Source organism: Amycolatopsis ruanii (assembly GCF_003385175.1).
Lineage (GTDB): Bacteria > Actinomycetota > Actinomycetes > Mycobacteriales > Pseudonocardiaceae > Amycolatopsis_E > Amycolatopsis_E thermalba.
This window is the reverse complement of sequence record NZ_PQHY01000003.1, coordinates 1-22,480: the sequence shown is the minus strand read 5'-3', so window position 1 is coordinate 22,480 and position 22,480 is coordinate 1. Positions and strand designations below refer to the sequence as shown.

23 protein-coding genes and 1 pseudogene are annotated in these 22,480 nt (G+C 73.0%); 14 read left to right on the top strand and 10 right to left on the bottom strand.

From position 1 onward, the window contains the following. Position 1 precedes the first annotated feature (1 nt). Entirely contained in the window at positions 2-997 is a 996-nt protein-coding gene (locus tag D0D28_RS02090; RefSeq protein ID WP_116109513.1) for a LacI family DNA-binding transcriptional regulator, read from the bottom strand. A 128-nt stretch (positions 998-1,125) separates the two neighbouring features. Between D0D28_RS02090 and D0D28_RS02085 the strand changes: the two genes are divergently transcribed. The 7 genes and pseudogenes from D0D28_RS02085 (at position 1,126) to D0D28_RS36485 (ending at position 7,272) form a co-directional block, all read left to right on the top strand. Further along, the gene (locus D0D28_RS02085; protein ID WP_094005062.1) at positions 1,126-2,268 is read left to right on the top strand and encodes a cupin domain-containing protein; all 1,143 of its coding nucleotides are present in this window, start codon (positions 1,126-1,128) and stop codon (positions 2,266-2,268) included. Then, entirely contained in the window at positions 2,265-2,945 is a 681-nt protein-coding gene (locus D0D28_RS02080) for an alpha/beta fold hydrolase (RefSeq protein WP_116109512.1), read from the top strand. Before D0D28_RS02085 ends, D0D28_RS02080 begins: the two co-directional genes overlap by 4 nt. 10 nt (positions 2,946-2,955) lie before the next feature. Then, positions 2,956-4,257: a histidinol dehydrogenase gene (gene hisD / locus D0D28_RS02075; RefSeq protein WP_116109511.1), complete on the top strand. Its 1,302-nt coding sequence runs from the start codon at positions 2,956-2,958 to the stop codon at positions 4,255-4,257. Next, positions 4,242-5,006, top strand: coding sequence for an SDR family NAD(P)-dependent oxidoreductase (locus tag D0D28_RS02070; RefSeq protein ID WP_116109510.1), 765 nt, complete (start codon positions 4,242-4,244; stop codon positions 5,004-5,006). Before hisD ends, D0D28_RS02070 begins: the two co-directional genes overlap by 16 nt. After that, positions 5,003-5,743, top strand: coding sequence for an HpcH/HpaI aldolase family protein (locus D0D28_RS02065; RefSeq protein ID WP_116109509.1), 741 nt, complete (start codon positions 5,003-5,005; stop codon positions 5,741-5,743). The genes D0D28_RS02070 and D0D28_RS02065 overlap by 4 nt, the downstream gene beginning before the upstream one ends. Positions 5,744-5,945: 202 nt before the next feature. Then, a pseudogene (locus D0D28_RS36490) lies at positions 5,946-6,155 on the top strand (M17 family peptidase N-terminal domain-containing protein); the annotation flags it as partial. A 172-nt stretch (positions 6,156-6,327) separates the two neighbouring features. Next, complete coding sequence (locus D0D28_RS36485; RefSeq protein WP_346009472.1) at positions 6,328-7,272, top strand: leucyl aminopeptidase; 945 nt, start codon at positions 6,328-6,330, stop codon at positions 7,270-7,272. Positions 7,273-7,559: 287 nt separating this feature from the next. Here the strand turns inward: D0D28_RS36485 and D0D28_RS02055 are convergent, their stop codons facing one another. Next, the gene (locus tag D0D28_RS02055) at positions 7,560-8,054 is read right to left on the bottom strand and encodes a MarR family winged helix-turn-helix transcriptional regulator (protein WP_198958196.1); all 495 of its coding nucleotides are present in this window, start codon (positions 8,052-8,054) and stop codon (positions 7,560-7,562) included. A gap of 81 nt (positions 8,055-8,135) precedes the next feature. Here D0D28_RS02055 and D0D28_RS02050 point away from each other — a divergent pair, with 81 nt between their 5' ends. The 3 genes from D0D28_RS02050 to D0D28_RS02040 all read left to right on the top strand — a co-directional run bounded on the left by D0D28_RS02050 (position 8,136) and on the right by D0D28_RS02040 (position 9,615). Then, on the top strand, positions 8,136-8,711 hold the full coding sequence (locus D0D28_RS02050) for a YceI family protein (RefSeq protein ID WP_116109508.1): 576 nt from the start codon (positions 8,136-8,138) through the stop codon (positions 8,709-8,711). A 103-nt stretch (positions 8,712-8,814) separates the two neighbouring features. Next, complete coding sequence (locus D0D28_RS02045; RefSeq protein ID WP_116109507.1) at positions 8,815-9,342, top strand: hypothetical protein; 528 nt, start codon at positions 8,815-8,817, stop codon at positions 9,340-9,342. A gap of 3 nt (positions 9,343-9,345) precedes the next feature. After that, positions 9,346-9,615, top strand: coding sequence for a hypothetical protein (locus D0D28_RS02040; RefSeq protein ID WP_116109506.1), 270 nt, complete (start codon positions 9,346-9,348; stop codon positions 9,613-9,615). Between the two features lie 17 nt (positions 9,616-9,632). Here the strand turns inward: D0D28_RS02040 and D0D28_RS02035 are convergent, their stop codons facing one another. The 5 genes from D0D28_RS02035 to fae are packed head-to-tail and all read right to left on the bottom strand — an operon-like array spanning position 9,633 to position 14,869. Next, positions 9,633-10,760, bottom strand: a complete 1,128-nt coding sequence (locus D0D28_RS02035; protein WP_240323045.1) for an iron-containing alcohol dehydrogenase family protein — start codon at positions 10,758-10,760, stop codon at positions 9,633-9,635. Between the two features lie 11 nt (positions 10,761-10,771). Then, positions 10,772-11,683 (bottom strand): NAD(P)-dependent oxidoreductase, encoded by a 912-nt coding sequence (locus tag D0D28_RS02030; protein WP_116109504.1) that lies wholly within the window; start codon positions 11,681-11,683, stop codon positions 10,772-10,774. Between the two features lie 23 nt (positions 11,684-11,706). Next, the gene (locus D0D28_RS02025) at positions 11,707-13,221 is read right to left on the bottom strand and encodes an aldehyde dehydrogenase (RefSeq protein ID WP_240323044.1); all 1,515 of its coding nucleotides are present in this window, start codon (positions 13,219-13,221) and stop codon (positions 11,707-11,709) included. Then, positions 13,206-14,318, bottom strand: coding sequence for a mandelate racemase/muconate lactonizing enzyme family protein (locus D0D28_RS02020; RefSeq protein WP_116109503.1), 1,113 nt, complete (start codon positions 14,316-14,318; stop codon positions 13,206-13,208). The genes D0D28_RS02025 and D0D28_RS02020 overlap by 16 nt, the downstream gene beginning before the upstream one ends. Then, complete coding sequence (gene fae, locus D0D28_RS02015; RefSeq protein ID WP_094005051.1) at positions 14,315-14,869, bottom strand: formaldehyde-activating enzyme; 555 nt, start codon at positions 14,867-14,869, stop codon at positions 14,315-14,317. The genes D0D28_RS02020 and fae overlap by 4 nt, the downstream gene beginning before the upstream one ends. A 154-nt stretch (positions 14,870-15,023) precedes the next feature. On the opposite strand from fae, the gene D0D28_RS02010 reads away from it, so the two are divergent. The 3 genes from D0D28_RS02010 (at position 15,024) to D0D28_RS02000 (ending at position 18,818) form a co-directional block, all read left to right on the top strand. Next, the gene (locus D0D28_RS02010) at positions 15,024-15,854 is read left to right on the top strand and encodes an IclR family transcriptional regulator (RefSeq protein ID WP_116109502.1); all 831 of its coding nucleotides are present in this window, start codon (positions 15,024-15,026) and stop codon (positions 15,852-15,854) included. A gap of 110 nt (positions 15,855-15,964) precedes the next feature. After that, complete coding sequence (locus tag D0D28_RS02005; RefSeq protein ID WP_116109501.1) at positions 15,965-17,431, top strand: NAD-dependent succinate-semialdehyde dehydrogenase; 1,467 nt, start codon at positions 15,965-15,967, stop codon at positions 17,429-17,431. A gap of 49 nt (positions 17,432-17,480) precedes the next feature. After that, positions 17,481-18,818: an MFS transporter gene (locus D0D28_RS02000; protein WP_116109500.1), complete on the top strand. Its 1,338-nt coding sequence runs from the start codon at positions 17,481-17,483 to the stop codon at positions 18,816-18,818. Positions 18,819-19,313: 495 nt separating this feature from the next. Here the strand turns inward: D0D28_RS02000 and D0D28_RS01995 are convergent, their stop codons facing one another. Further along, entirely contained in the window at positions 19,314-19,640 is a 327-nt protein-coding gene (locus tag D0D28_RS01995; RefSeq protein ID WP_094005048.1) for an ArsR/SmtB family transcription factor, read from the bottom strand. A gap of 104 nt (positions 19,641-19,744) precedes the next feature. Here D0D28_RS01995 and D0D28_RS01990 point away from each other — a divergent pair, with 104 nt between their 5' ends. Beyond that, positions 19,745-21,181, top strand: a complete 1,437-nt coding sequence (locus D0D28_RS01990; RefSeq protein ID WP_205413168.1) for an MFS transporter — start codon at positions 19,745-19,747, stop codon at positions 21,179-21,181. Positions 21,182-21,229: 48 nt separating this feature from the next. On the opposite strand, the gene D0D28_RS01985 is transcribed toward D0D28_RS01990, so the two are convergent. Then, positions 21,230-22,090, bottom strand: coding sequence for a polysaccharide deacetylase family protein (locus D0D28_RS01985; protein WP_094005047.1), 861 nt, complete (start codon positions 22,088-22,090; stop codon positions 21,230-21,232). Positions 22,091-22,141: 51 nt separating this feature from the next. Beyond that, on the bottom strand, positions 22,142-22,480 hold a 339-nt coding region (locus tag D0D28_RS01980), incomplete at its 5' end, for an acetate--CoA ligase family protein (protein ID WP_205413167.1).

Here is a 22,480-nt window from a genome sequence, read left to right as displayed (position 1 = left end):
CTCACCGCGCCGCGTGCGTGCCCCGCGGCACCAGCTCCGGGGCGAACGTGACGCGGCGCGGTGTCTCCTCCGCGCCGCCGGCGAAGCGCACGTCCAGCAGGTCCGCGGCGGCCTGGGCCATGCCGTGCAGGTCGTGGCGGACCGTGGTGAGGTCGAAGGTCTCCCAGGACGCCATCGGCAGGTCGTCGAACCCGATGAGCGTCAGGTCGCCCGGCACGTCGACGCCCAGCCGGCGCGCCGCGTTCATCGCGCCGATCGCGATCACGTCGTTGCCGCAGAACACCGCCGTGGGGCGAGGGTCCTCGGCCATCAGGTCGAGCAGGCCCTGGTAGCCGGTGCCGTAGTCGAACGGCCCGCGCCGCACGCGGTGCCGCGGCAGGCCGACCCCGGCCTCCGACAGGCCCACCCGGAACCCGAGTTCGCGGTCGCGGCCGGTGGTGGTCTCCGCCGGGCCGCCGATCAGGGCCACGTCGGCGTGGCCGAGGCGCACGAGTTCCTCGGCGACGAGCCGGCCGCCGGCCTCGTTGTCCACCACGGCGGCGTCGGCCTTGTCGTTGCCGGTCTCCCGGTTGAGGAACACGAACGGCAGGCCGCGGCGGTGCAGCTCGGCGGGCAGGGCGGACCCGATCACCGCGGTGGTGAGCACGACGCCGTCGATCGAGCGGTCGAGCAGCCGTTCGGTCTCCAGCGCGGTCTCGCTGCGCTCGGTGAACAGCATCATCCGGTACCCGTGCCGCTCGAGTGTGTCGTGCAGGGGGCCGATCAGGTGCGGGTAGAACGGGTTGGTCAGGTCGGTGACGACCACCCCGATGCGGCGGGTCGAGCGCGTGGACAGGCTCCGGCCCGCTTCGCTGGGCACGTACCCGAGCGCCTCGGCCGCCTCGCGCACCCGCGCGCGCGTGGCCTCGGACACCCGGTGGTCCCCGCGCAGCGCCCGGGAGACGGTCGGCTGCGAGACCCCGGCGAGCCGGGCCACGTCATGGCTCGTGATCGACATCGGCGCCCCTTCCCGTGGATCGGCCGTGCATACGCATCCTAGCCGAACTCCGGCCGCCTTGGGCTTGACACACGGGTGTCCCCGATGGTGTTCTGCATACGTATTAACAACGAGCTGCGGAGGGTGTCATGGTCAACGGTGAGGGGTGGGTCCCGGCGGCGGAGCTGGAGCGCCGGACGATCCGGCGGGCCGATTTCGTGTCCTGCAACCAGGCGTTCATCGACTGCCGGACGCCGGGTTCGGACCGCAAGGAGAACTACTCGATGATCGGCCCGGGGGTGACGCAGAACCCGAACCAGGTGGTGAACCTGCGTGAGCCGCACGGGTTCAACATCGGCGCGGCGGCGATGCCGCACGGCATCACCAACAACCTGCACCTGCACTTCACGGCCGAGGTGTTCCTGTGCTTCCGGGGCGAGTTCCTGCTCCGCTGGGGCGCCGACGGCGACGAGGGCGAGCTGGTGCTCCGCGAGGGCGACATCGCCTCGATCCCGACGTGGATCTTCCGCGGGTTCACCAACATCGGCCCGGACGACGGCTGGCTGTTCACCGTGCTCGGCCACGACGACACCGGCGGCATCATCTGGGGCCCGTCGGTGCTGCGCGAGGCCGAGCGGCACGGCCTGTACCTGAGCGCGGACAACCGGCTCATCGACACCGTCGCCGGGGACGAGGTGCCCGATCCGGCCGAGCTGGTCCGCCCGATGGCCGCGGCGGACATCGCCGCCCTGCCCTCCTACGACGTGGCCAAGCTGCGCCGCCGGGTGGCGACCACGGACGACCTCCGGTGGTCGTCGCGGGCTCTGCTGGGCAGCGCCCTGCCCGGCGGGCGCGCCGAGCTGGCCACGGTGATCGGCTTCGGCATGACCGAGGACCGCGACCAGGAACCGCGGATCCACCAGCCGCACGGGCACAACCTGGCCTGGCTGCGCGCCGAGCCGGGCGAGGGCCTGCTGCCGCACCGCCACGACGAGACCCAGGTCCTGATGGTCAAGGACGGCGAGTGGGAGGTCACGCTCAACCGGCACGACGAGGTGAGCGTGCGGCTGGGGCCGTGGGACATGGTGTCCGTGCCGCGCGGGGCGTGGCGCAGCGTCCGCAACGTCTCCGACGACACGGCGACCCTGCTCGTCGTCAACGGCGGTGACGGCCGGGTGCGCCTGGAGTGGGACGAGGAGGTCGTCAAGGCGGCCGCCGACGCGGGGGTGGGCGTGGACCACAACGGCTACCTCGCGCCCTACCACCTGCTGCCGAAGCCGGTCGGGCGATGACCGTGCCGCCGGTGGTGCTGGTCCCCGGGATGCTCTGCGACGCCGATCTGTGGGCCGATGTCGAGCTGCCCGGGCCGGTGGTCCACGCGGAGATCACCGCGCCGTCCATCGGCGGCATGGCCGAGCAGATCCTGGCCGCGGTCGACGGCCCGTTCGTGCTCGCCGGGCTGAGCCTCGGCGCGATCGCGGGCTTCGAGGCCGCCCGGCTGGCGCCCGGGCGGCTGGCCGGGTTCTGCGCGATCTCCACCAACGCCGGTGCGCCGCTGCCGCAGCAGCTCGGCGGCTGGGCCGAGTTCGGCCGCCGCACCGGCGAAGGCGGGTTCGCCGAGGTCGTCGAGCAGATCCTGCCCACCATGTTCGCCGATCCGGATCCCGCGCTGCGGCAACGGTTCCGGGAGATGGCCCACCGGGTGGGGCCGGAGACGTTCCGCGCCCAGCTCGCCGCCCAGGCCACCCGGCGGGACGGCGCCGCCGCCATCGCCGGGTTGTCCTGCCCGGTCCTGGTGCTGTGCGGCGAACGGGACGCGCTGTGCCCGCCCGCGTTCCACCACGCCATCGCCGCCCACGCGGCCGACGCCACCCTCCGGGTGCTCCCGGCGGCCGGTCACCTGCTGACGCTCGAGGAACCCGCCGCCGCGGCCACGGTGCTGCGCGACTGGCTCCAGTCAATCCGATGAAGGAGTTGCCATGCCCAAGGTCCTGAAGTCCGCCGTCCCCGTCGAGCAGGTCGCCGCCCAGCGCACCGACGTCGCCGAGCGGGTGCGCGCGATCATCGCCGACATCCGCGAGCGCGGGGACGCCGCGGTCGCCGAGTACTCGGCCAAGTTCGACTCGTGGTCGCCGGAGTCGTTCCGCCTGTCGCCCGAGCGGATCCAGGAAATCGTCGCCCGGGTGCCGGACCAGGTGCTGGAGGACATCCGGTTCGTGCAGGACCAGGTGCGCACCTTCGCCCGGCACCAGCGCGACTCGCTGCGCGAGTTCGAGGTGGAGACCCTGCCCGGTGTCCACTTGGGACAGAAGCATGTGCCGGTGGCCGCCGCCGGCGCGTACGTCCCCGGCGGGCGGTACCCGCTCACCGCGTCGGCGCACATGACGATCGTGACCGCGAAGGTCGCCGGGGTGCCCCGGGTGGCCGCGTGCACGCCGCCGATCCGCGGCGAGGTGCCCGAGGCCACCGTCGCCGCCATGCACCTGGCCGGTGCCGACGAGATCTACCTCCTCGGCGGGGTGCAGGCGGTGGCCGCCCTCGCCGTCGGCACGGAGACCATCGGGCGGGTCGACCTGATCGCCGGCCCGGGCAACGCCTACGTCGCCGAGGCCAAGCGGCAGCTGTTCGGCGAGGTCGGCATCGACCTGTTCGCCGGGCCGACCGAGGTGCTGATCGTCGCCGACCACACCGCCGACCCGTTCGTCGTCGCGGTGGACCTGTTGTCGCAGGCCGAGCACGGGCCGGACTCGCCCGCGGTGCTGATCACCACCTCCGCGGACCTCGCGCGGGAAGTGCTCGGCCACGTCGAGGCGCTGCTGCCCGGCATGCCGACCCGCGACTTCGCCGAGCCCGCGTGGCGCGACCACGGCGAGATCCACGTGGCCGACACGCTCGACGAGGCGTTCGCGCTGGCGGACACGTTCGCCTCCGAGCACGTCCAGGTGCTCACCGAGCAGCCGCGGCAGGCGCTGGAGAAGATGCGCGACTACGGTGCGCTGTTCCTCGGCCCGGGGACGTGCGTGTCCTTCGGCGACAAGGTGATCGGCACCAACCACGTCCTGCCCACGCGCGGCGCGGCCCGCCACACCGGTGGGCTGTGGGTCGGCAAGTACCTGAAGACCGTGACCTACCAGGAGGTCACCAGCAGCGAGTCGAGCGTGCGGCTGGGCGAGGTCTGCGGGCGCGCGGCGCGCGTGGAGCTGTTCGAGGGGCACGCCCGGTCCGGCGACGTGCGGGCGGCCGGGTTCCGGCGCGGGGAGCTGCCGTGGAACCCGGCGTGAGCGGGCGGACCGCGCTGGTCACCGGCGGCGGCAACGGACTGGGCCGCGCGATCGCCGTCGCGCTGTCGGAAGCCGGTGCGCGGGTCGTGGTGACCGGGCGGCGACGGTCCAGTTTGGACGAAACCGTCGCGGCCCTGCCGGGGCCGGGACGGGCCGCCGTGTGCGACGTGGCCGATCCGGAGTCGGTCGCCGCGCTGGCCGACGAGCTGGCCGGCGAGGAGATCTCGGTGCTCGTCAACAACGCCGGGGTGGCGGGGCCGGTCAAGCCGCTGGTGGAGGTCTCGCCGGAGGAGTGGGACGAGGTGTTCGCGGTCAACGTCCGCGGCGTGTACCTGATGTGCCAGGCGTTCCTGCCGCCGATGGTCGCGCGCGGGGCGGGTGATGTCGTCAACATCGCGTCGGTGAGCGGGAAACGGCCGTTGCTGCGGCGCACGCCGTACTGCGCGTCGAAGATGGCGGTCATCGGGTTGACGGCCACGCTCGCCGGGGAGGTCGGGCCGTACGGGGTGGCGGTGAACTCGCTGTCGCCCGGGCCGGTGGAGGGGCCGCGGATGGCGCGCAACTTCCGGCTGGAGGCCGAGCGCACCGGGGTGAGCTACGACAAGGCGGAACGGGCCTTCGTGGGACGCGCGGCGCTGGGCCGGATGGTGACGGAGTCCGAGGTGGCGGCCGCGGTGCTGGCGATGCTGCGGATGCCGGGGCTGTGCGCCGCGGATATCGACTTGTCGGCGGGAATGGTGGCGCGATGACGACGCTGAAACAGCGGCTCGCGGCGGGGGAGCGGCTGCTCGGTGGTCTGCTGCGGCTGCCGTCGGAGACGCTGGTCGAGATGGCGGGCGTGGCCGGGCTCGACTTCGTGGTGCTCGACTGCGAGCACGGGCCCGCCGATCTGGTGCCGCTGCAGCAGCACGTGGTGGCCGCGCAGGCACACGGCCTCGGGGTGCTGGTCCGGGTCGGGGCGGCCGAGCCCGCGCTCGTGCTGCGGGTGCTCGACCTGGGCGCGGACGGGGTGATCGTGCCGCACGTGGACACCCCGGAGCAGGCCCGCGCGGTCGTCGCGGCCGCGCACTACCCGCCGCTGGGCGAACGGGGTTTCGCGACGTACAGCAGGGCCGGCCGGTTCGGCGCCCGGGGCGTTGCCGAGCACCTCGAACGGTCCGCGGAGACGACGCTGGTCGTGCCGATGATCGAGACCCCGGAGGCGTGCGCCGCGGCGCCGGAGATCCTGGCGGTCCCCGGTGTGGACGCGGTCCTCGTGGGCCCCGCGGACCTGTCCGTCGCGATGGGACTGACCACCGGAGCCGCCGACCCCCGCGTCCGCGAGGCGATGGCCCAGGTCGTCGCCGCTGCCGGGCGCGCGGCCAAGCCGATGGTGAGCATCGTGGGCAGCGTCGAGCAGGCCGGGACCGCCCCGCCGGGCGCGGTGATCTACAACCTGGCCCACGTGCTGCTGCACACGCTGCGCGATCTGGCGTCGGCACGTTAGGTCAGCTTAAGGATCTTGTAAAAACGCTCACTTGTCCTTACGTGGCACCTCCGGCACCGTGGTGGCGGAGGTTCGAGTGAGCACAAGAACAACACGGGTGACCGCCCTCACCGCCGGCCGGCACTCCGACGTGGTGGTGATCGGGTTCGGGCGGGGAACCGCCGACGTCGCTCCGCTGATCGCGACCGCGACCGCGTGGGGAATGACCGGAGCGGTGGGCGAAACGCTCAGGCTGCCCGCGCCGCCGGGGTTCGACGCCGGGTCCGTCCTGCTCGTCGGCCTCGGCGAGCCGGACCCCGACGGCGGATACGGGCCGGACGCACTCCGGCAAGCCGCCGGTGTGGCGGCGCGTGCCCTGGCCGGCGTGCCGAGCGTGGTGCTGGCCCTGCCGGCCGTCACCCCGGAGGCGGTGGAAGCCGTGACGCTGGGCGCGGTGCTCGGCCAGTACTCGTTCGACGCCTACCGCAGCGCGCGACAGCCCGCGGCGACCGAATGGGGCGTGCTCACCGGCCTGGACCACGCGGAGGCCGATGCCGCGGTGCGGCGCGCGGTGGTTCTCGCGCACGAGGTGAACCGCGCGGGATCTGGTCAACACGCCCGCCAACGACCTGTACCCCGAGGTCTTCGCCGCGGAGGTCCAGGCGGTGGGCGCCGAACACGGGCTGGCGGTCGAGGTCCTCGACGAGAAAGCGCTTGCGGCGGCGGGGTTCGGCGGTCTGCTCGGCGTCGGGCAGGGCTCGGTCCGGCCGCCGCGGCTGGTGCGGATCTCCTACGCGCACCCGGACGCGGCGACCGGCATCGCCCTGATCGGCAAGGGCATCACCTACGACTCCGGCGGGCTGTCGCTCAAGCCCGTCGGGTCGAACGAGATCATGAAACGCGACATGGCGGGCGCCGCCGCGGTGTTCGCCGCCGTGGGCGCGGCCGCGCGGCTCGAGGTGCCCGTGCGGGTCAGCGGCTGGCTCGCCCTCGCGGAGAACATGCCGTCCGGTTCGGCCACCCGCCCCGGCGACGTGCTCCGCATGTACGACGGGCGCACGGTCGAGGTGCTCAACACCGACGCCGAGGGGCGGATCGTCCTCGCCGACGCGATCGCCTGCGCCGCGGAGGACGAGCCGGACGTGATCGTCGACGTCGCCACGCTGACGTTCGCGATGCGCATGGCGCTGGGCAACCGGATGTTCGGGGTGATGTCGCCCAGCGAGGAGTTCGGCGGCCGGGTGGCCGCGGCCGCCCGCCGCGCCGGTGAGCAGGCGTGGCCGCTGCCGTTGCCGGCGGATCTGCGCCCCAGCCTGAACTCGACGGTCGCCGACATCGCGAACGTGGGGGAGCGCCTGGGCGGTGCGCTGGTCGCGGGGTTGTTCCTGAAGGAGTTCGTGCCGGACGGCACGCCGTGGGCGCACCTCGACATCGCCGGCCCCGCCTTCCACGAGGGCGAGCCCCACGGCGACACCCCGCGGGGCGGCACCGGCGCGGCGGTGCGGACGCTGGTGCAGCTGATGCGCGAGCTCGCGGAGGCGGGGACATGACGTCCCGGCGCCCGGTGGTGACCCGGTCACTCCGCGCCGACGGTCGTCGCTGACGGCGGGACAGAGTGGCGATCGCCCGGGAGGCCGGCGGAAGTGCCGCCCGGGGACCCTGTTCCGGAGTGCTCACGTGCGGGCACGCGACGATCGTCACGCACGGTCGAGGGGCTGCGTCCGGCCTGGGAGGCGCTGGTGGCGCTGAGCCGCGAGACGGGGTGCAACGGGGGCACGGCGTTTTCGCGCCACGTTCCTCCGGTGAGAGCGGCGCCCCTCCCGCCCGGGGCGGCGGATCACCGCGTGGTCCTCGTGCTGCGGCGCAGCGCTTCCGGTGTGCTGATGACTTCCGCGTGCGCCTTGCGGACCTTCGTCAGCGCGGCCGCCATGACCTGTTTCTCCTCCTCGGTCAGGTACTGGGCGAAGTGCTGTTCGATGCCGCGCAGGTACCGCGGCGCGGTGCCGTGGAAGGCGCTCGCGCCCTCGTCGGTCATGGCCGCCCACACCACCCGGCGGTCCTCCTCGTCGCGGATCTTCGTCACCAGCCCGGCGGCCACCATCTCGTCGACCAGCCGGCTCACCCGGGTCCGGCTGAGCACGACCCGGTCGGCCAGGTCGTTCATGCGCAGCCGCCGCCGCGGGCCGGCGTTCAGCTCCAGCAGCACGTCGTACCAGGTGAGGGGGATGGTGCCGGCCCGGGTCAGGTCCGAGTCGATGGCCCGCAGCGCCGCGTTGTACGCCAGCAGCATCGCGCGCCAGGCCGCCACGCCCGTGTCGTCAGCAGTGTCCACGACTCCTAGGATAACCTATTGTGTGCGTGCGCACGCATCAATAGTGTGAGTGCCAGGGAAACCCGAGAGAAGGGGAAGAACATGACGGGATCAGTGATGCCCACCCGGCGGCTGGGCGACGTGGAGCTGCCGGCCGCCGGCACCTGGAAGATCGACCCGGGGCACGCCGAGGTCGGCTTCGTCGGCAGGCACTTCATGCTGACCAAGGTCCGCGGCCGGTTCACCGGCGTGGACGGCGCGGTGGAGGTCGCGGAGAACCCGGCGGACAGCAAGGTCTCGGTGACCATCGACATGGCGTCGGTGAACAGCGGCGACCAGGCCCGCGACGACCACCTCCGCTCGGCCGACTTCTTCGACGTGGACGGCAACCCCACCGCCGCCTTCACCTCCACCGAGGTGCGGTGGGAGGGCAGCGGCGGCTCGATGACCGGGGATCTGACGATCAAGGGCGTGACCAGGCCGGTCACCCTGAGCATCGACTACCTCGGCTACGCGCAGGACCCGTGGGACAACCACCGCGCGGTCTTCTCGGCCCGGAGCCGGATCAACCGCGAGGACTGGGGCCTGACCTGGAACATGCCGCTGGCCAAGGGCGGCCTGCTCGTGTCCAGGGAGATCGACCTGGAGTTCGAGGTCGAGCTGATCTACGCCGGCTGACCACGACCTGCCCGGCAGGGGCGGCGCGGCCCCCGCCGGGCAACCCCGGCAGCTTCCGGCCACCCGGGGCGACGCGCGCCCCGGAATCCCTACCGTGCAGAGCATGGAAGATCTCGGCCCACTCGTGCAGTCCTACCCGAGCGACAACGGCCGCCGGCTGCGGCAGGCCGTCGCGTGCCTGCTCGCCACCGCCGGCCTGGTCCCGCTCGGCCTGCTCATGGTGAAGCTGGACGAATACCTGTACGGCAACACCCCGGCCGAGACCTCGATGACCGCCCCCGTCTGGGCCGGGAGCGCGTGTTTCGGGCTCAGCGTGCTGTTGCTGCCCTACGGGCTGCGGCGGCTCGTCCAGGGCCTGCGGCACCGCGGCGAACGCATCAACCTGCACGCCGGCGGTTTCGTCCACCACCGCAACGCCGGAGCGCGCACGGAGTTCCGGTGGAATGACATCGCGGTGGTCGACGCGCGCGGGAACTGGCAGCCCGGGAAGCTCGGCCACCGCATCGGCATCGACTGGCGCTGCGTGGTCAAACGCGCCGACGGGCGGAAGGTGGTCGTGAACTCCTTCTTCCCCGGCGCGCGGGACCTGGCCGACCGCATCGCCCGTGCCGCCGCGCCCCGGCCGCACTGAGCGATGCACTGGCGCGACAGGGTCGCGGTCGGGGTCGCGGCGGCCCTGGGGCTGGGTGCCGTCGCCACGGGCGTGGCGATCATCTGGCTGACCGTCGCCGGCGTCGATCTCCTGGCCGCGCTGCACGGCGAGGACGAGCGCGGCGTGCGACGCGGGAACACCGTCTTCGAGTCGGTGTTCCTGATCACCCTCGGCGCGGGGGCCATCCTGTCGGTCCTGGTGCCCCTGGGGAAGATCGTGGCCCGCCGGCACCGGTCCGGGCCGGACGGCTGACCGCCCGGCCCGTCCACTCAGTACACCTCGGCGAGCAGGTCGAGCACCTCCGCCTCGGTGGGGGTGCGCGGGTTGTTGCGCGTCACCGGGTCCTGCACCGCGGCGCGCGCCAGCTCCGGCAGCATCTCCCGCGCCACGCCCAGCTGCCGCAGCGGCTTCCGGATCTCCAGCGGCCCCGACAGCTCCCGCACCGCGGCGATCGTCGCGGCCGTGCCGTCGCCGTCGACGGCACCCAGGGCACGCGCGGCCTGCGCGTGCGCCGCGGCCGCGGCCGGGGCGTTGAACGCGATCACCTCCTCCAGCACGGCGGCCAGCGCGACCCCGTGCGGGGTGCCGGTGTGCGCGGTGATCGCGTGCCCGATCCCGTGCACCAGCCCCAGACCGGAAATGGTCAGCGCCTGCCCGGCCAGATGAGCGCCGAACATGAGCTGGGCCCGGGCCTCCAGATCGCCGCCGTCCCGGTGGGCCACCGGCAGCCAGCGCCCGATCAGCGTCACCGCGTGCTGGGCGAACGCGGCCGACATCGGGTTCGCCCCGCGCGCGGCCAGCGACTCGATCCCGTGCACGAGCGCGTCGACGCCGGTCGCCGCGGTGACCCGCGACGGCAGCCCGAGCGTCAGTTCCGGGTCCAGGACCGCGATCCGCGGCCGCACCGACGGGTGTCCGATGTAGACCTTCCGGCGCGCGCAGGTGTCCTCGATGACGCCGAACCCGTTGGTCTCCGCGCCGGTGCCCGACGTGGTGGGCACCGCGATCACCGGCAGCCCGTCCGCGGCGTCCCACAGCGCGTCCGCGTCGGCCGCGGCGGCGCCCGGGTTCCCGGCCAGCAGCGCGATGCCCTTGGCCGCGTCCAGTGGCGAACCGCCGCCGAGCGCGATCACCACCGCCCGGCCGAACGCGCGGGCACGGGCGGCCCCGCGATCGATCTCGGCGGCCGAGGGGTTGGCGCTGATGTCGTCGTGGATCTCGTGCTCGATCCCGGCGGAGTGCAGGATCTTGCCGGCCCGCGGCGCGATCCCCGCCGCCTGCAGGCCCCGGTCCGTGACCACCAGCGCGCGCTGGTGCCCCAGCTCGGTGACGAACCGGGGGAGGTCCTCGACCGCACCGGCACCGAACTCGACGCGGCAGGTGGGCTCGATCGTCACGCGCCCGGCGGTCACAGCGCACCCGCCGGAGCCAGGCGGAACGGACGGCCGGCCAGCCCCTCGTACAGCCGCACCGGGCTCATCTCGCCGGCCAGGTCGCCGAACTGCGCCTTGGCCCGCCGGTAGATCTGCTCGACGAGCGCGGACACCTCGGTGGACACGCCCAGCTCGCGGCCGAGGTCGACGGCGAGGCCGAGATCCTTGCAGGCCAGCGCCATCGCGAACGAGTCGTCGTAGTCGCCATCGGCCAGCACCGACTCGATGTCGCGTTCGAGGAAGTTCGACGCGGCCGGGCTGGCCAGCAGCGAGGCGCGCAGCACGCCGAGGTCCACACCGGCCTTCACGCCCATCGCCAGCACCTCCGAGGTGGCCACGACGTGGCAGAACCACAGCAGGTTGATCATGAGCTTGGCGGTGTAGCCGGATCCGGCTGCGCCGATGTGCAGGATCCGGCCGGGGTCGCCCATCGCGGTGAACAGCGGCATGGCGCGCTGGAACTGGGTGGCGTCCCCGCCCACGAAGATCTGCAGGGTGCCCGCTTCCGCGCCGCGCGCCATCCCGCTGACCGGCGCGTCCAGCCGGTGCACGTCGCGGGAGTCGAGCACCTCCTGCGCGACGCGCTCGGCGGCCGCCGGGGTGGAGGTGGACATGTCGACCCACAGCGCGCCCGGGTCGAGCGCCGCGGCCGCGCCGCCCCGCAACAGGACGTCCTCGACGATGCGCGGGGTGGGCAGCATGGTGATCAGGACCTCGGCCCCCGCCGCGCACTCGGCGGGGCTGCCGGCCCAGGTCGCGCCCAGGGCCAGGTGCTCGGCCGCCGCCTCGGGGCGGGCGTCGTGCACGGTGACCTGGTGACCGGCGTGGATCAGGTGGCGGGCCATGTGCCTGCCCATGTTGCCCAGTCCGATGAATCCGATTCTCATGGTTGTCCTCGCAATCCGACCCGTCAGGACAGGTCGATCCAGGTGGTCTTGAGCGCGGAGTAGGCCTCCAGCGCGTGCAGGGACTTGTCCCGGCCCGCCCCGGTCGCCTTGAAGCCGCCGAAGGGGGTGATCACGTCGCTGGCGTCGAAGGTGTTGATCCAGACCGTGCCCGCCCGCAGGTGCCGCGCCACGCGGTGCGCGGTGGTCACGTCCCGGGTCCACACCGAGGCGACCAGGCCGAAGTCGGAGTCGTTCGCCAGCCGCGCGCCCTCCTCGGCGTCCCCGTCGAAGGTGATCACCGACAGCACCGGGCCGAACACCTCCTCGCGGGCGATGGTCATGTCGTTCGACACACCGTCCACAATGGTCGGCTCCAGGAAGGTGCCGCCCGTCCCGGTGCGGATCCGCTGCCCGCCGAGCACCGTCGCGGCGCCCTCGGCCCGTGCGATGTCCAGGTAGCCGAGGACGCGCCGCAGCTGGGTCTCGTCCACGATCGGGCCCATCACGGTGGCCGGATCCAGCGGATCGCCCACCCGGAACGTCTCCCGCGTGATCTTGACGATCTCCTCCAGCAGCCGGTCCTTCACCGCGCGGTGCACGATGAGACGGGACCCGGCGTTGCAGGTCTGGCCCGCGTTGTAGAAGATGCCCCACGCCACGGCGGACGCGGCCGGCGAGGTGGCGGCGTCCGGCAGCACCAGCTGCGGCGACTTGCCGCCCGCTTCGACGGCGACCTGCTTGCCGTTGGACTCCCCGGCGTACACCTGGAAGCGCCGCGCGACCTCGGCCGAACCGGTGAAGGCGATCTTGTCCACGTCCGGGTGCCTGCCGAGCGCCTGGCCGGCGACTTCACCCCGTCCCGGCACGACGTTGAGCACCCCGGCGGGCAGGCCGGCCTCGTGCCCGAGCCGCGCCAGCAGCAGGGCGGCCAGCGACGTCTGCTCGGCCGGTTTGAGCACCACCGAGTTCCCGGTGGCCAGCGCGGGCCCGAGTTTCCAGGACGCGATCAGCAGGGCGTAGTTCCACGGCACGACCGCGCCGATCACGCCCAGCGGCTCCCGGGTGATGAAGGCCAGGGCGTCGCCGGGCGCGGGGGCGACCTCGCCGTAGGTCTTGTCGATCGTCTCGGCGTACCAGGCGATGGTCTCCGCGGTCTTGGCCACGTCCACCCGCAGCGCCTCGGTCACCGGCTTGCCCATTTCGAGCGTGTCGAGCAGGGCGAGCTCGTCGGCGTGCGCGGTGATGGCGTCCGCCCAGCGCAGCATGATCCGCTTGCGCTCCTTGGGCGGCAGGCCCCGCCACCGGGCGTCGTCGAAGGCGGCCCGCGCCGCGCGCACCGCGCGGTCGATGTCCGCCGCGCCCCCGGCCTGAACTTCGGTGAGCACCCTGCCGTCGCGCGGGGAGGTGGTGGCGAACACCTCGCCGGAGAGCGCGCCGGTGAAGGCGCCGTCGATGAACGGCCGGGTCTCGAAGGTGATCCGCTCGGCGGCGGCCAGCCACGCCGCGTGGTCCCGCTGCACCGTCATCGGATCCGCCACCGCCGCACCGCGTCCTCGTCGAGTTCGACGCCGAGGCCCGGCGCCTGCGGGACCTCCAGCTCACCGGCGGCGTTGATCATCACCGGTTCGGTGAGCATGAAGTCGCGCCGCTCCGGCGTCCAGCCCGGCGGGTCGAACGGGAACTCGAAGTACGGGCCGCCCCCGACCCCGGCGGCGACGTGCAGGTTCGCCAGCACGCCGATGCCGTTGGTCCAGCTGTGCGGCGTGAACTGCCGGTGCTTGAGCTGCGCCACCTCGGCGAGGGTCCGGGCGCGGTGCATGCCCACGGCCAGCACGACGTCCATCTGGTACACGTCCAGCACGTCGTGTTCCAGGTACCGCAGCAGTTCCGGGACCGAGTGGTGCATCTCGCCCGCGGCGATCCGCACGCCCGGGTTGTCCGCCCGCAGCACCCGGAAGCCCTCCAGATCGGCGTAGGGCAACGGTTCCTCGACCCAGAACACGTCCAGCTCGGCCAGCCTGCGCACGATCCGGCGGGTCTTCACCAGGTCCGAGGCGTCCGCGGTGTCCCCGGCCATGCGCCAGGACTGGTTGAGGTCGACCATGATCTCGAAGTCCGGGCCGAGCGCGGTGCGCACCGCCTCGACCGCGGCGATGCCGTCGGCCACCCGGTCCCGGTCGATGCGGATCTTGACCGCCCGGAAGCCGGCCGCACGCGCCTGGAGCGCGGTCTCCACCCGGTCCGCCGGGGATTTGAGTTCGGCGCTGGAGGCGTAGGCGGGCAGGGACCGGGCCGCGTTGCCGAACAGCGTGGCGACCGGCAGGCCCGCCGTCTTGCCGATGATGTCCCAGAGCGCGACCTCCAGCGGCCAGTAGTGGCCGCCGTGGAAGTTGGCGGTCTCGATCGCCTTGACGTGCCGCACGATGTCGAGCGGATCGGCACCCAGGAACAGGTCCCGGAACGCCTCGAACCCGTCCATGGTGTCGCCCGAGCCGATCCCGGTGATCCCCTCGTCGGTGTGCACCCGGACGATCGTGGCGTCGAAGTGCCGCCGCGGCTCGGGATCCCACGCGGCGCGCAGCGGCGGGTCCAGCTCCAGCCGCAGCCGGTCGAGCGTGATGTCGGTGATCTTCATCGGGCGGCCTCCGGCGCGGACTCGGCGAGCACGGCGGCACCCGGCTCGTAGAACGGGTTGGCCGCGCCGGCCCGCGCCGCCGCCTGGACCTCGTCGACGGTCGGCGTGCCCGCCACGGCGGCGCGGATCGCGCCGAACGCGGCCGCCCGCTGGTTGCGGAAGGACTCGTCGAGGTCGGCCACGCCGGGGTTGACCCAGACCGCGGCGATGATCAGCAGGTCGTCCGCCTCGGCGGCCGGGATCAGCCCGTGCTCGACCGCGTCGGCGACGCCGTGGGCCAGCCCGGCCTGGGCCGAGCCCCAGGTGGCCCGCTCGTGCAGGTCGCCGGAGGCGGCCGCCTTGGTGACGAACAACGTCAGCGGCTTGACCGGCACGCTGGGCCGCAGCACGGTCACGAACGGCACGTGCCCGGCGCTCGGGGTGGCCAGCGCGGTCGCCCAGGCGGTTTCCACGGGCCCGCCCTTGCGCCCCACCACGATGTTGGTGTGCGCGGCGTTGACCCCCGTGCCGACGAACGACTCGCCGGCCAGCGCTGCAGGCGCGAAAGTCATGGAAGCTCCAGAAGTGGCGGATGGTGTTGACGCAGCCGAACGGTAAGGAGCCGGGGGAGGGGCGGCAAGGAGTTCCGGGCGATCGCAACGTCGGTTGCGCTGGCGGCAACTCCAGGCGTGACCAGCGCCGTTACCCCTGGTTTACGCTACGGCGGTGAGTTCGGACGGGCAGGGCGCCGGCGCGCGCAACCAGGGCCACGGCCTGCGCCGGGACATCGACCTGCTGGAGGCGCTGGCGTCGGAGGAGGCCCAGCACGCCGGCGGCCTCGGCGTGGACACGCTGGCGCAGCTGGTCGGCCGGGAGAAGAGCCAGGTGTCGCGTGCGCTGAAGGCGCTCGCCGGGGAGGGCATCGTCGAGCGCGACCCGGACACCCTGGAGTACCGGCTGGGCTGGCGGTTGTTCTCCCTGGTGGCGCGCACGGTCGAGGACCGGCTGCTGCGGGCCGCGGAACCGGTCATGCGCTCGCTGTCCGGCGAGCTGGAGGAGACCGTCCACCTGTGCGTGCTGCGCGACAACCAGGTGCTCACCCTACTGTCGGTGTCCGGGCACTCCTTCCGCGTGCAGGGCTGGGAAGGCCGGGGCGTGCCCGCGCCCTGCACGTCCGCGGGCCGGGTCCTCCTGCAGGACGCCGCACCGGACGACCTGTACGTCCGGTTCGGACTGCGCGCCGATCTCGGGGCCGGCTGCCCGCGATCGGAGGTGCGCACGCTGCCCGACCTGTGGTCGCGGATCCAGCGGGGCAAACGCGACGGCTACGCCGCCGTCCGCGAGGAGTTCGAACCCGATCTCGTCGGGGTTTCCGCGCCGGTGCGCGACTTCCGCGGGCGCGTGGTCGCCGCGCTGAACGTCTCCGCGCCCAAGGACCGGTTCGGCGCGCGGCTGGACGACGCCGGCCGGGTCACGGCACGGGCCGCCGGGGCGGTCTCGGAACAGCTGGGCTGGCGGATGCGCGCCGTCCCGCCCGCGTCCCGGCGCTTCACCTGAGGCGGTTGTCCTCACCGCAACTCAGGTTGCGAAACACCGGGTTCTCTTGCCGCGCAACACGTGCGGCTCATACGTTGCCTCGCGCCAGGTCAGGGTGTGAGGAGAACAGAATGGACATCGACGCGATCGCGAAGGCCGCGGCGGGGGAGGGCGACCTGTTCGTCGGCGGGCGCTGGCTGCCCGCCGCCGACGGCCGGACCTTCCCGGTCTTCGACCCGGCCACCACCGAGCCGATCCGCGAGGTGTCCGCGGCCTCCGCCGAGGACGCCCGGGCGGCGCTCGATGTGGCGCAGGACGGGTTCGAGCAGTGGCGGGCGGTCGCGCCACGGCGCCGGTCCGAGGTGCTGCACGCCGCCTTCGCCGCGATGCACGAGCACGCGCCGGCCCTGGCCCGGCTGATCACCCTGGAGAACGGCAAGGCCTACCGCGACGCGCTCGCCGAGGTCTCCTACGCCGCGGAGTTCTTCCGCTGGTTCGCCGAGGAGGCCGTCCGCATCGGGTCCGGCTTCGCCGACGCGCCCGGCGGCGGCTACCGGCACGTGGTGCGCAAACAACCGGTCGGGGTCGCGGCGTTCGTCACCCCGTGGAACTTCCCGGCCGCGATGGCCACCCGCAAGATCGCGCCCGCCCTGGCCGCCGGCTGCGCGGTGGTGCTCAAGCCCGCGCCGGAGACGCCGCTGACCGCGCTGGTGATCGCCGGGCTGCTCGCCGAAGCCGGGCTGCCCGCCGGGGTGTGCACCGTGCTGCCCACCGACCGGGCCGCCGAGGTGGGCGGTGTCTGGCTGGGCGACGAGCGGGTGCGGAAGTTCTCCTTCACCGGATCCACCGCCACCGGCCGGGTCCTGCTCCGGCAGGCGGCGGACAACATCGTGAACGTGACCATGGAACTCGGCGGGAACGCCCCGTTCATCGTCTGCGCCGACGCCGATGTGGACGCCGCCGTGCGTGGCGCGATGGACGCCAAGATGCGCGGTGGTGGGGAGGTCTGCATCGCCGCCAACCGGTTCTACGTGCACGCCGGCGTCGCCGACGAGTTCACCGCCAAGCTCGGCGCGGCGATGGCCGCGGTCCCGATCGGACCCGGGTTCGGCGAGGGGGTCGGCCTCGGGCCGATGATCAACCAGGCCGCGGTGGACAAGATCGCCGGTCTGGTCGCCGACGCCGTCGCCCGCGGCGCCACGATCGCCGCCCAGGGGCCCCGGCCCGAGGGACCCGGCTGGTTCCACCCCGCGACCGTGCTGGCCGGGGTGCCGGACGACGCGGAGATCATGCACACCGAGGTGTTCGGCCCGGTCGCGCCGATCACCACCTTCACCGAGGAGGCCGATCTGCTCGCGCGCGCCAACGATTCCGTGCACGGTCTCGCGGCCTACGTTTACTCCGGCGACCTGGGCCGTGCCCTGCGCCTCGCCGACCGCCTGGAGACCGGGATGGCCGGCATCAACCGCGGCCTGATCTCCGACCCGGCCGCGCCGTTCGGCGGCGTGAAGCAGTCCGGGCTCGGCCGCGAGGGCGGCCGCGAAGGGATCGACGCCTTCCTGGAGACCAAGTACCTGGCCGTGGACTGGCCGGCCTAGCCCCGCGTTTCCCCATTCCCCTACGAGAACAGGACGGATCATGGCAGCGTTGCCCGATACCGACACCGGCGGCTCCGCCACCGCCGAGCGCGGCCGCCGCCGGCTGCGCACCAAGCTGATGCTCGCCACCCAGGTGGGGCAGGGCATCGACGGCTACATCCTCGGCGGCATCGGCGCCGCGATGCCCGCGATCGTCGCCGACATGCGCATGTCGGACTGGACGGCCGGGCTGATCGGCGCGTCGGCGCTGGTCGGCATCTTCGTCGGCGGGCCGCTGTTCGGCTGGTTCGCCGACCGCTTCGGCAGGCGGATCGTGTTCCTCACCGACATGATGATCTTCCTGGTCGGGTCGATCGCTCAGTTCTTCGTGGACAACGCGTGGCAGCTGTTCGTCATCCGGCTGGTGATGGGCATCGCGATCGGCGGCGAGTACGCCATCGGCGCGCCGCTGCTGTCGGAGTACGCGCCCCGGCACAACCGCGGGCGGCTGCTGGCCAGTCTCGAGGTCAGCTGGTACGTCGGGTTCATGCTGGCGTTCGCGGTGGGCTACGCACTGTCCGATGTGGACGACGGATGGCGCTGGACGCTGGGCAGCAGCACGCTGATCGCGCTGGTGTGCGTGGCGCTGCGCGGCGGCATCCCGGAATCGGCCCGGTGGCTGCTCAGCAAGGGCAGGCGCGCCGAGGCCGAGGAGCTCATCCGCCGCTACGGCATGGACGTCGACGTGGACACCGAGCTGGCCGACGGCGAGCGGCGGAACAGCCTGCGCCTGCTGTTCACCCGCCGCCACCTGCGCAGCACCGTGTTCGCCAGCACGTTCTGGGCGGCGCTCGTGCTGCCGTACTTCGCCATCGGCACGTTCTCCCCGCAGGTGCTGGAGGCCCTCGGACTCGGCGACGCGCTCGCCGGTTCGCTGGCCAGCAACGCGCTCGCGGTGCTCGGGGTGGCCGCGGGCTGCCTGCTCGTCGAGCGCATCGGCCGCCGCAGGCTCTTGATCCCGCCGTTCTGGATCACCGCGGCGGCGCTGGCGCTGATCGGGTTCTGGCCCACCGCGCCGATCGCCGTGGTCGTCGCGTGCTTCCTCGTGTTCGCCTTCCTCAACGCGGCCTCCAGCGCGCTGACCGCGGTCTACCCGCTGGAGGTGTTCCCGACCGCGATCCGCACGACCGGGGTCGGGTTCGCGACGGCGATGAGCCGGGTCGGGGCCGCGATCGGCACCTTCCTGCTCCCGGTGACGCTCACCCACCTCGGCGTCGGACCGACGATGCTGATCGGGGCGGGCGTGCTCGCCGCGGCCGGGCTGCTGTCGCACTTCCTCGCCCCGGAGACCGCCGGACTGGAACTGAGCCACGCCGCACGAGCGGCGACCGAGGGGAGCAACCGGTAGCTCCCGCTTGCGCACGGCCCCGTCCCACGCCGGGACGGGGCCGCTTGCGTTGGCGGAGCGCCGAAACCCAGAGGCGCGGTGCCAGACGTAGGGGTGTCCGGCAAAGCTTTCATCCAGATGGTGACGTCGTGGATGGGGATGGCTGCGTCGTAGACCGCGGCGGGAGTAGGTGTTCGATGGCGTCGCGGTAGATGGGTCGCCGTGCGTCGCGGGAACCGCGGCGGTTCCGGTGTCCTGCTCGGTCGGCCGGCTCGGGGATGACCGCCCGGATTCCCGCCGGCGTACGTGTGCGGATCGCGCCGCCGGCACATCCCGCCAGACGATTCCGCACCGAAACCGGCGATGATGCCCGAGACCGTCGCCCGCGTATCCGGAAACGGCCGGCCAGGCTCGCCCGTGGGCACCGGCAGCACGTCAACGCCGCCACGGCACACTCGGCGGCCACCCACCAGCCGACTGCCACCAACCTGATGGCCAAGTACACCTAGCGCCGGCTCAGGAACTCGCCTCGTCGGTGCGGGCGCCGGCCAGGATGGCGTCCAGCAGGCCCGGGTAGCGCGCGTCCAGGTCGTCGCGGCGCAGGGTCAGCAGGTTCTCCCGGCCCGACGGCTCCTGGATGATCACGCCGCTGTCGCGCAGCACCCGCCAGTGGTGGGTCATCGTCGACTTGGCCGGGATGCCCAGCTCGGTCAGCACGCTGGTGCAGTTGTGCTCGCCGCCGCCGGCCAGCACACGGACGGCGGCCAGCCGCACCGGATGGCCCAGCGCCGACAGCACGCCGTCGATGCGGATCTGCTCACGCTCCGGATGACGGTACCTCACGGTACTACCGTACACGGAAAGTCGAACTATCACCTTGCGCTACGGTTCGACTGTACGTAATTATTCGTACAGTCGTACTCTGCTCTTGGAAGGTGTTCTCTCGCATGTCCGCTGTTCCCCGACAGCCCGCCGCCCGGCGGACGGGCTGGATCCTGGTCCTGCTGGCGCTCGCGCAGCTGATCTACGCCCTGGACCTCAACATCGTGTTCGTCGCCCTCCCCGAGATCGGCGCGGACCTGGGCTTCCCCGGTCAGACCCAGCAGCTGGTGGTCAGCGCCTACGTCGTGTTCGCCGGCGGGTTCCTGCTCTTCGGCGGCCGGGCCGCCGACCTGCTGGGCCGCCGCCGGGTGTTCGTGTTCGCCCTGGCCCTCTACGCGATCTCGTCGCTGGCCGGTGGCCTCGCGCCGAACCCGGCCACGATCATCATCGCTCGTGCGGTGCAGGGGATCGGTGGCGCACTGCTGCTGCCGTCGACCCTGTCGCTGATCAACACGTTGTTCCCGGAGGGACCGCAGCGCAACCGCGCGCTGGCCGTCTGGGGCGGCGCGGGCGCCAGCGGCCTGACCATCGGGGCGCTGCTCGGCGGTGTGCTCACCGAGAACTTCGGGTGGCCCGCCGTCTTCTACGTCAACGTCCCGCTGGCCGGCCTCGTGGCGCGCGCCGCGCTGGCGGTGATCCCGCGCGACCCGGCGGGCGGGCCGCGGCGCCGCTTCGACCTGCCCGGTTCGCTGACCGTCACCGGCGGCGCGACGCTGCTCGTGTTCGCCCTCGTCCAGGGCCCCGAGCAGGGCTGGGGCAGCTCGCTGGTGATCGGCGCGTTCGCGCTGGCCGCCGTGCTGCCGGTGGCGTTCGCGGTGATCGAAGCACGCAGCGCCGACCCGCTCATGCCGTTCCGGCTGTTCGGCAACCGCAGCCTGACCACGGGCATGATCGTCACGTTCATCTACATGGCCACGTTCGGCGTGCTGCCCTACTTCCTGACCGTGCTCATGCAGAGCGTGCACGGCTACAGCGCCCTGCAGACCGGACTCGCGTTCCTGGTGCCCTCGCTGGCGATCGCGACCGGGACCCAGCTCGGCGAGCGGCTGACCACGCGCATCGGCCTGCGCACCACGCTGATCCTCGGCTTCGTGGTCGGCGTCGTGGGCACCGCGGCCATGGCGATCGGGTTCGACGCCGGCGCCGGCTACGGCGTGCTGGTGCCCGGGCTCATCGTCTCCGGCGTCGGCCAGGGTGTGGTGTGGACCGCGATGTGGATCGCCGCCGCCACCGGCACCGCCGCCCACGAGCAGGGTGTCGCCAACGGCATCGCCTCCACGGCGCTGAACATCGGCAACGCGATCGGGCTGGCGGTGTTCACCGCGCTCGCCGACATCGGCACCGAAGGGAAGACGGGCGAGGCGCTGCGCACGGCCACCGCGGACGGCGAATTCCTCGTCGTGCTGCTGACCGCCGCCGGCATGGTCCTCGGGTTGCTGGTCAGCCTCGCCCTGCGGCGCACCCGTGCCGCGGCTCCCGCGGAACCGGTCGCCGCGGCGTGACCGGACCGGGCAGGGCGAGCCCGTCGCCCTGCCCGGTTTCCCGGCGGTTCAGGAACTCGTCCGCGCGTAGTGCCCGGCGATCTCGTCGCTGGTGGTGAGCCAGACGTCGTCGTGGCTCGCGATGTAGGCCAGCGCCTCGTCCAGGTAGCGGGCGCGGAACGGCTGGCCGATGACGAACGGGTGCAGCGGCAGCGCCATGACCCGGCCGCTGGTGGCGGAGTCGGCGTAGAGCTGGTCGAACTGGTCCTTGATGATCTGGAGCACCTCGGGGCCGGTGAACCCCTGGGTGATGAACATCAGCAGGTCGTTGACCTCCAGCGTGTACGGCACGCTCAGCATGCCCGGCACGTTGAGCCGGTAGGGCTGGTCGTCGTTGGTCCAGTCCAGCACGTAGCTCAGGCCGAGTTCGGACAGCAGCCGCGGCGTGTGGAACGTTTCGGTGAGACCGGGGCCCATCCAGCCCTTCGGCCGCTGCCCGGTCGCCTTCTCGATCGTGGTGACCGCGTCGGTGAGGATCGCCCGCTCCTCGTCGATCTCGAGGTTGGCGTGCAGCCGCGAGTTGGTCTGCCCGTGCACGAGCCAGGCCCAGTCCCGGGCCCGGCCCGCCTCGACCACCTGCGGGTAGTGCTCGGCGACCTCGGAGTTGAGCAACGCCGACGCGCGGATGCCGTGCCGGTCCAGGATGTCGATGACCCGCCAGATCCCGACGCGCAGGCCGTAGTCGCGCCAGCCGTAGTTGAGCGCGTCGGGCACCAGCGTGTTCGTGGACGCCCAGATGCTGGTGGACGGCTTGTCGACGTGGAAGTGCTCGATGTTGAGACCGACGTAGAACGCGAGACGGGCCCCGTTCGGCCAGACGACGGGCTCGCGCTCGGTGATCGGCTGGTAGTCGAAGAGTTCCAGACTCATGCGGCCAGCGTGCAACGTTGACACCAGTGTGAAGGTCAAGCGCGACGCCGATCACGACCACGTGATCAGCGCGTCCAGCGCCTCCACCCGGGAACCGGTCACCAGCAGCGGGTTGACCTCCAGCGCGGTCAGCCGCGGGCCCAGCTCCACGGCCAGCTCCCCGATGCGCGCGATCACCTCCGACAGCCGCCCGAGGTCGGCCGGCTCCGCGCCGCGGGCGCCGGTCAGCAGGCCGTACCCGCGCAGCTCGGCCAGCGCCGCACGCACGTCGTCCGGGGTGACCGGCAGCAGCCGCAGCGCGGTGTCCCGCAGCGCCTCCACCCACACCCCGCCCAGGCCGATCGCCATGGCCGGGCCCCACGCCGGATCCCGCACCACCCCCACCAGCAG

Bases quoted from the DNA above. Each gene is read 5' to 3' on its own strand.
- D0D28_RS02030 (WP_116109504.1), bottom strand. From the start codon at position 11,683: ATGAGAATCGGATTCATCGGACTGGGCAACATGGGCAGGCACATGGCC.
- D0D28_RS02065 (WP_116109509.1), top strand. From the start codon at position 5,003: ATGACGACGCTGAAACAGCGGCTCGCGGCGGGGGAGCGGCTGCTCGGT.
- D0D28_RS02020 (WP_116109503.1), bottom strand. From the start codon at position 14,318: ATGAAGATCACCGACATCACGCTCGACCGGCTGCGGCTGGAGCTGGAC.
- D0D28_RS02085 (WP_094005062.1), top strand. From the start codon at position 1,126: ATGGTCAACGGTGAGGGGTGGGTCCCGGCGGCGGAGCTGGAGCGCCGG.
- D0D28_RS02040 (WP_116109506.1), top strand. From the start codon at position 9,346: ATGCACTGGCGCGACAGGGTCGCGGTCGGGGTCGCGGCGGCCCTGGGG.
- hisD (WP_116109511.1), top strand. From the start codon at position 2,956: ATGCCCAAGGTCCTGAAGTCCGCCGTCCCCGTCGAGCAGGTCGCCGCC.
- D0D28_RS01990 (WP_205413168.1), top strand. From the start codon at position 19,745: ATGTCCGCTGTTCCCCGACAGCCCGCCGCCCGGCGGACGGGCTGGATC.
- D0D28_RS02045 (WP_116109507.1), top strand. From the start codon at position 8,815: ATGGAAGATCTCGGCCCACTCGTGCAGTCCTACCCGAGCGACAACGGC.
- D0D28_RS02005 (WP_116109501.1), top strand. From the start codon at position 15,965: ATGGACATCGACGCGATCGCGAAGGCCGCGGCGGGGGAGGGCGACCTG.
- D0D28_RS02050 (WP_116109508.1), top strand. From the start codon at position 8,136: ATGACGGGATCAGTGATGCCCACCCGGCGGCTGGGCGACGTGGAGCTG.
- D0D28_RS02080 (WP_116109512.1), top strand. From the start codon at position 2,265: ATGACCGTGCCGCCGGTGGTGCTGGTCCCCGGGATGCTCTGCGACGCC.
- D0D28_RS02090 (WP_116109513.1), bottom strand. From the start codon at position 997: ATGTCGATCACGAGCCATGACGTGGCCCGGCTCGCCGGGGTCTCGCAG.
- fae (WP_094005051.1), bottom strand. From the start codon at position 14,869: ATGACTTTCGCGCCTGCAGCGCTGGCCGGCGAGTCGTTCGTCGGCACG.
- D0D28_RS01985 (WP_094005047.1), bottom strand. From the start codon at position 22,090: ATGAGTCTGGAACTCTTCGACTACCAGCCGATCACCGAGCGCGAGCCC.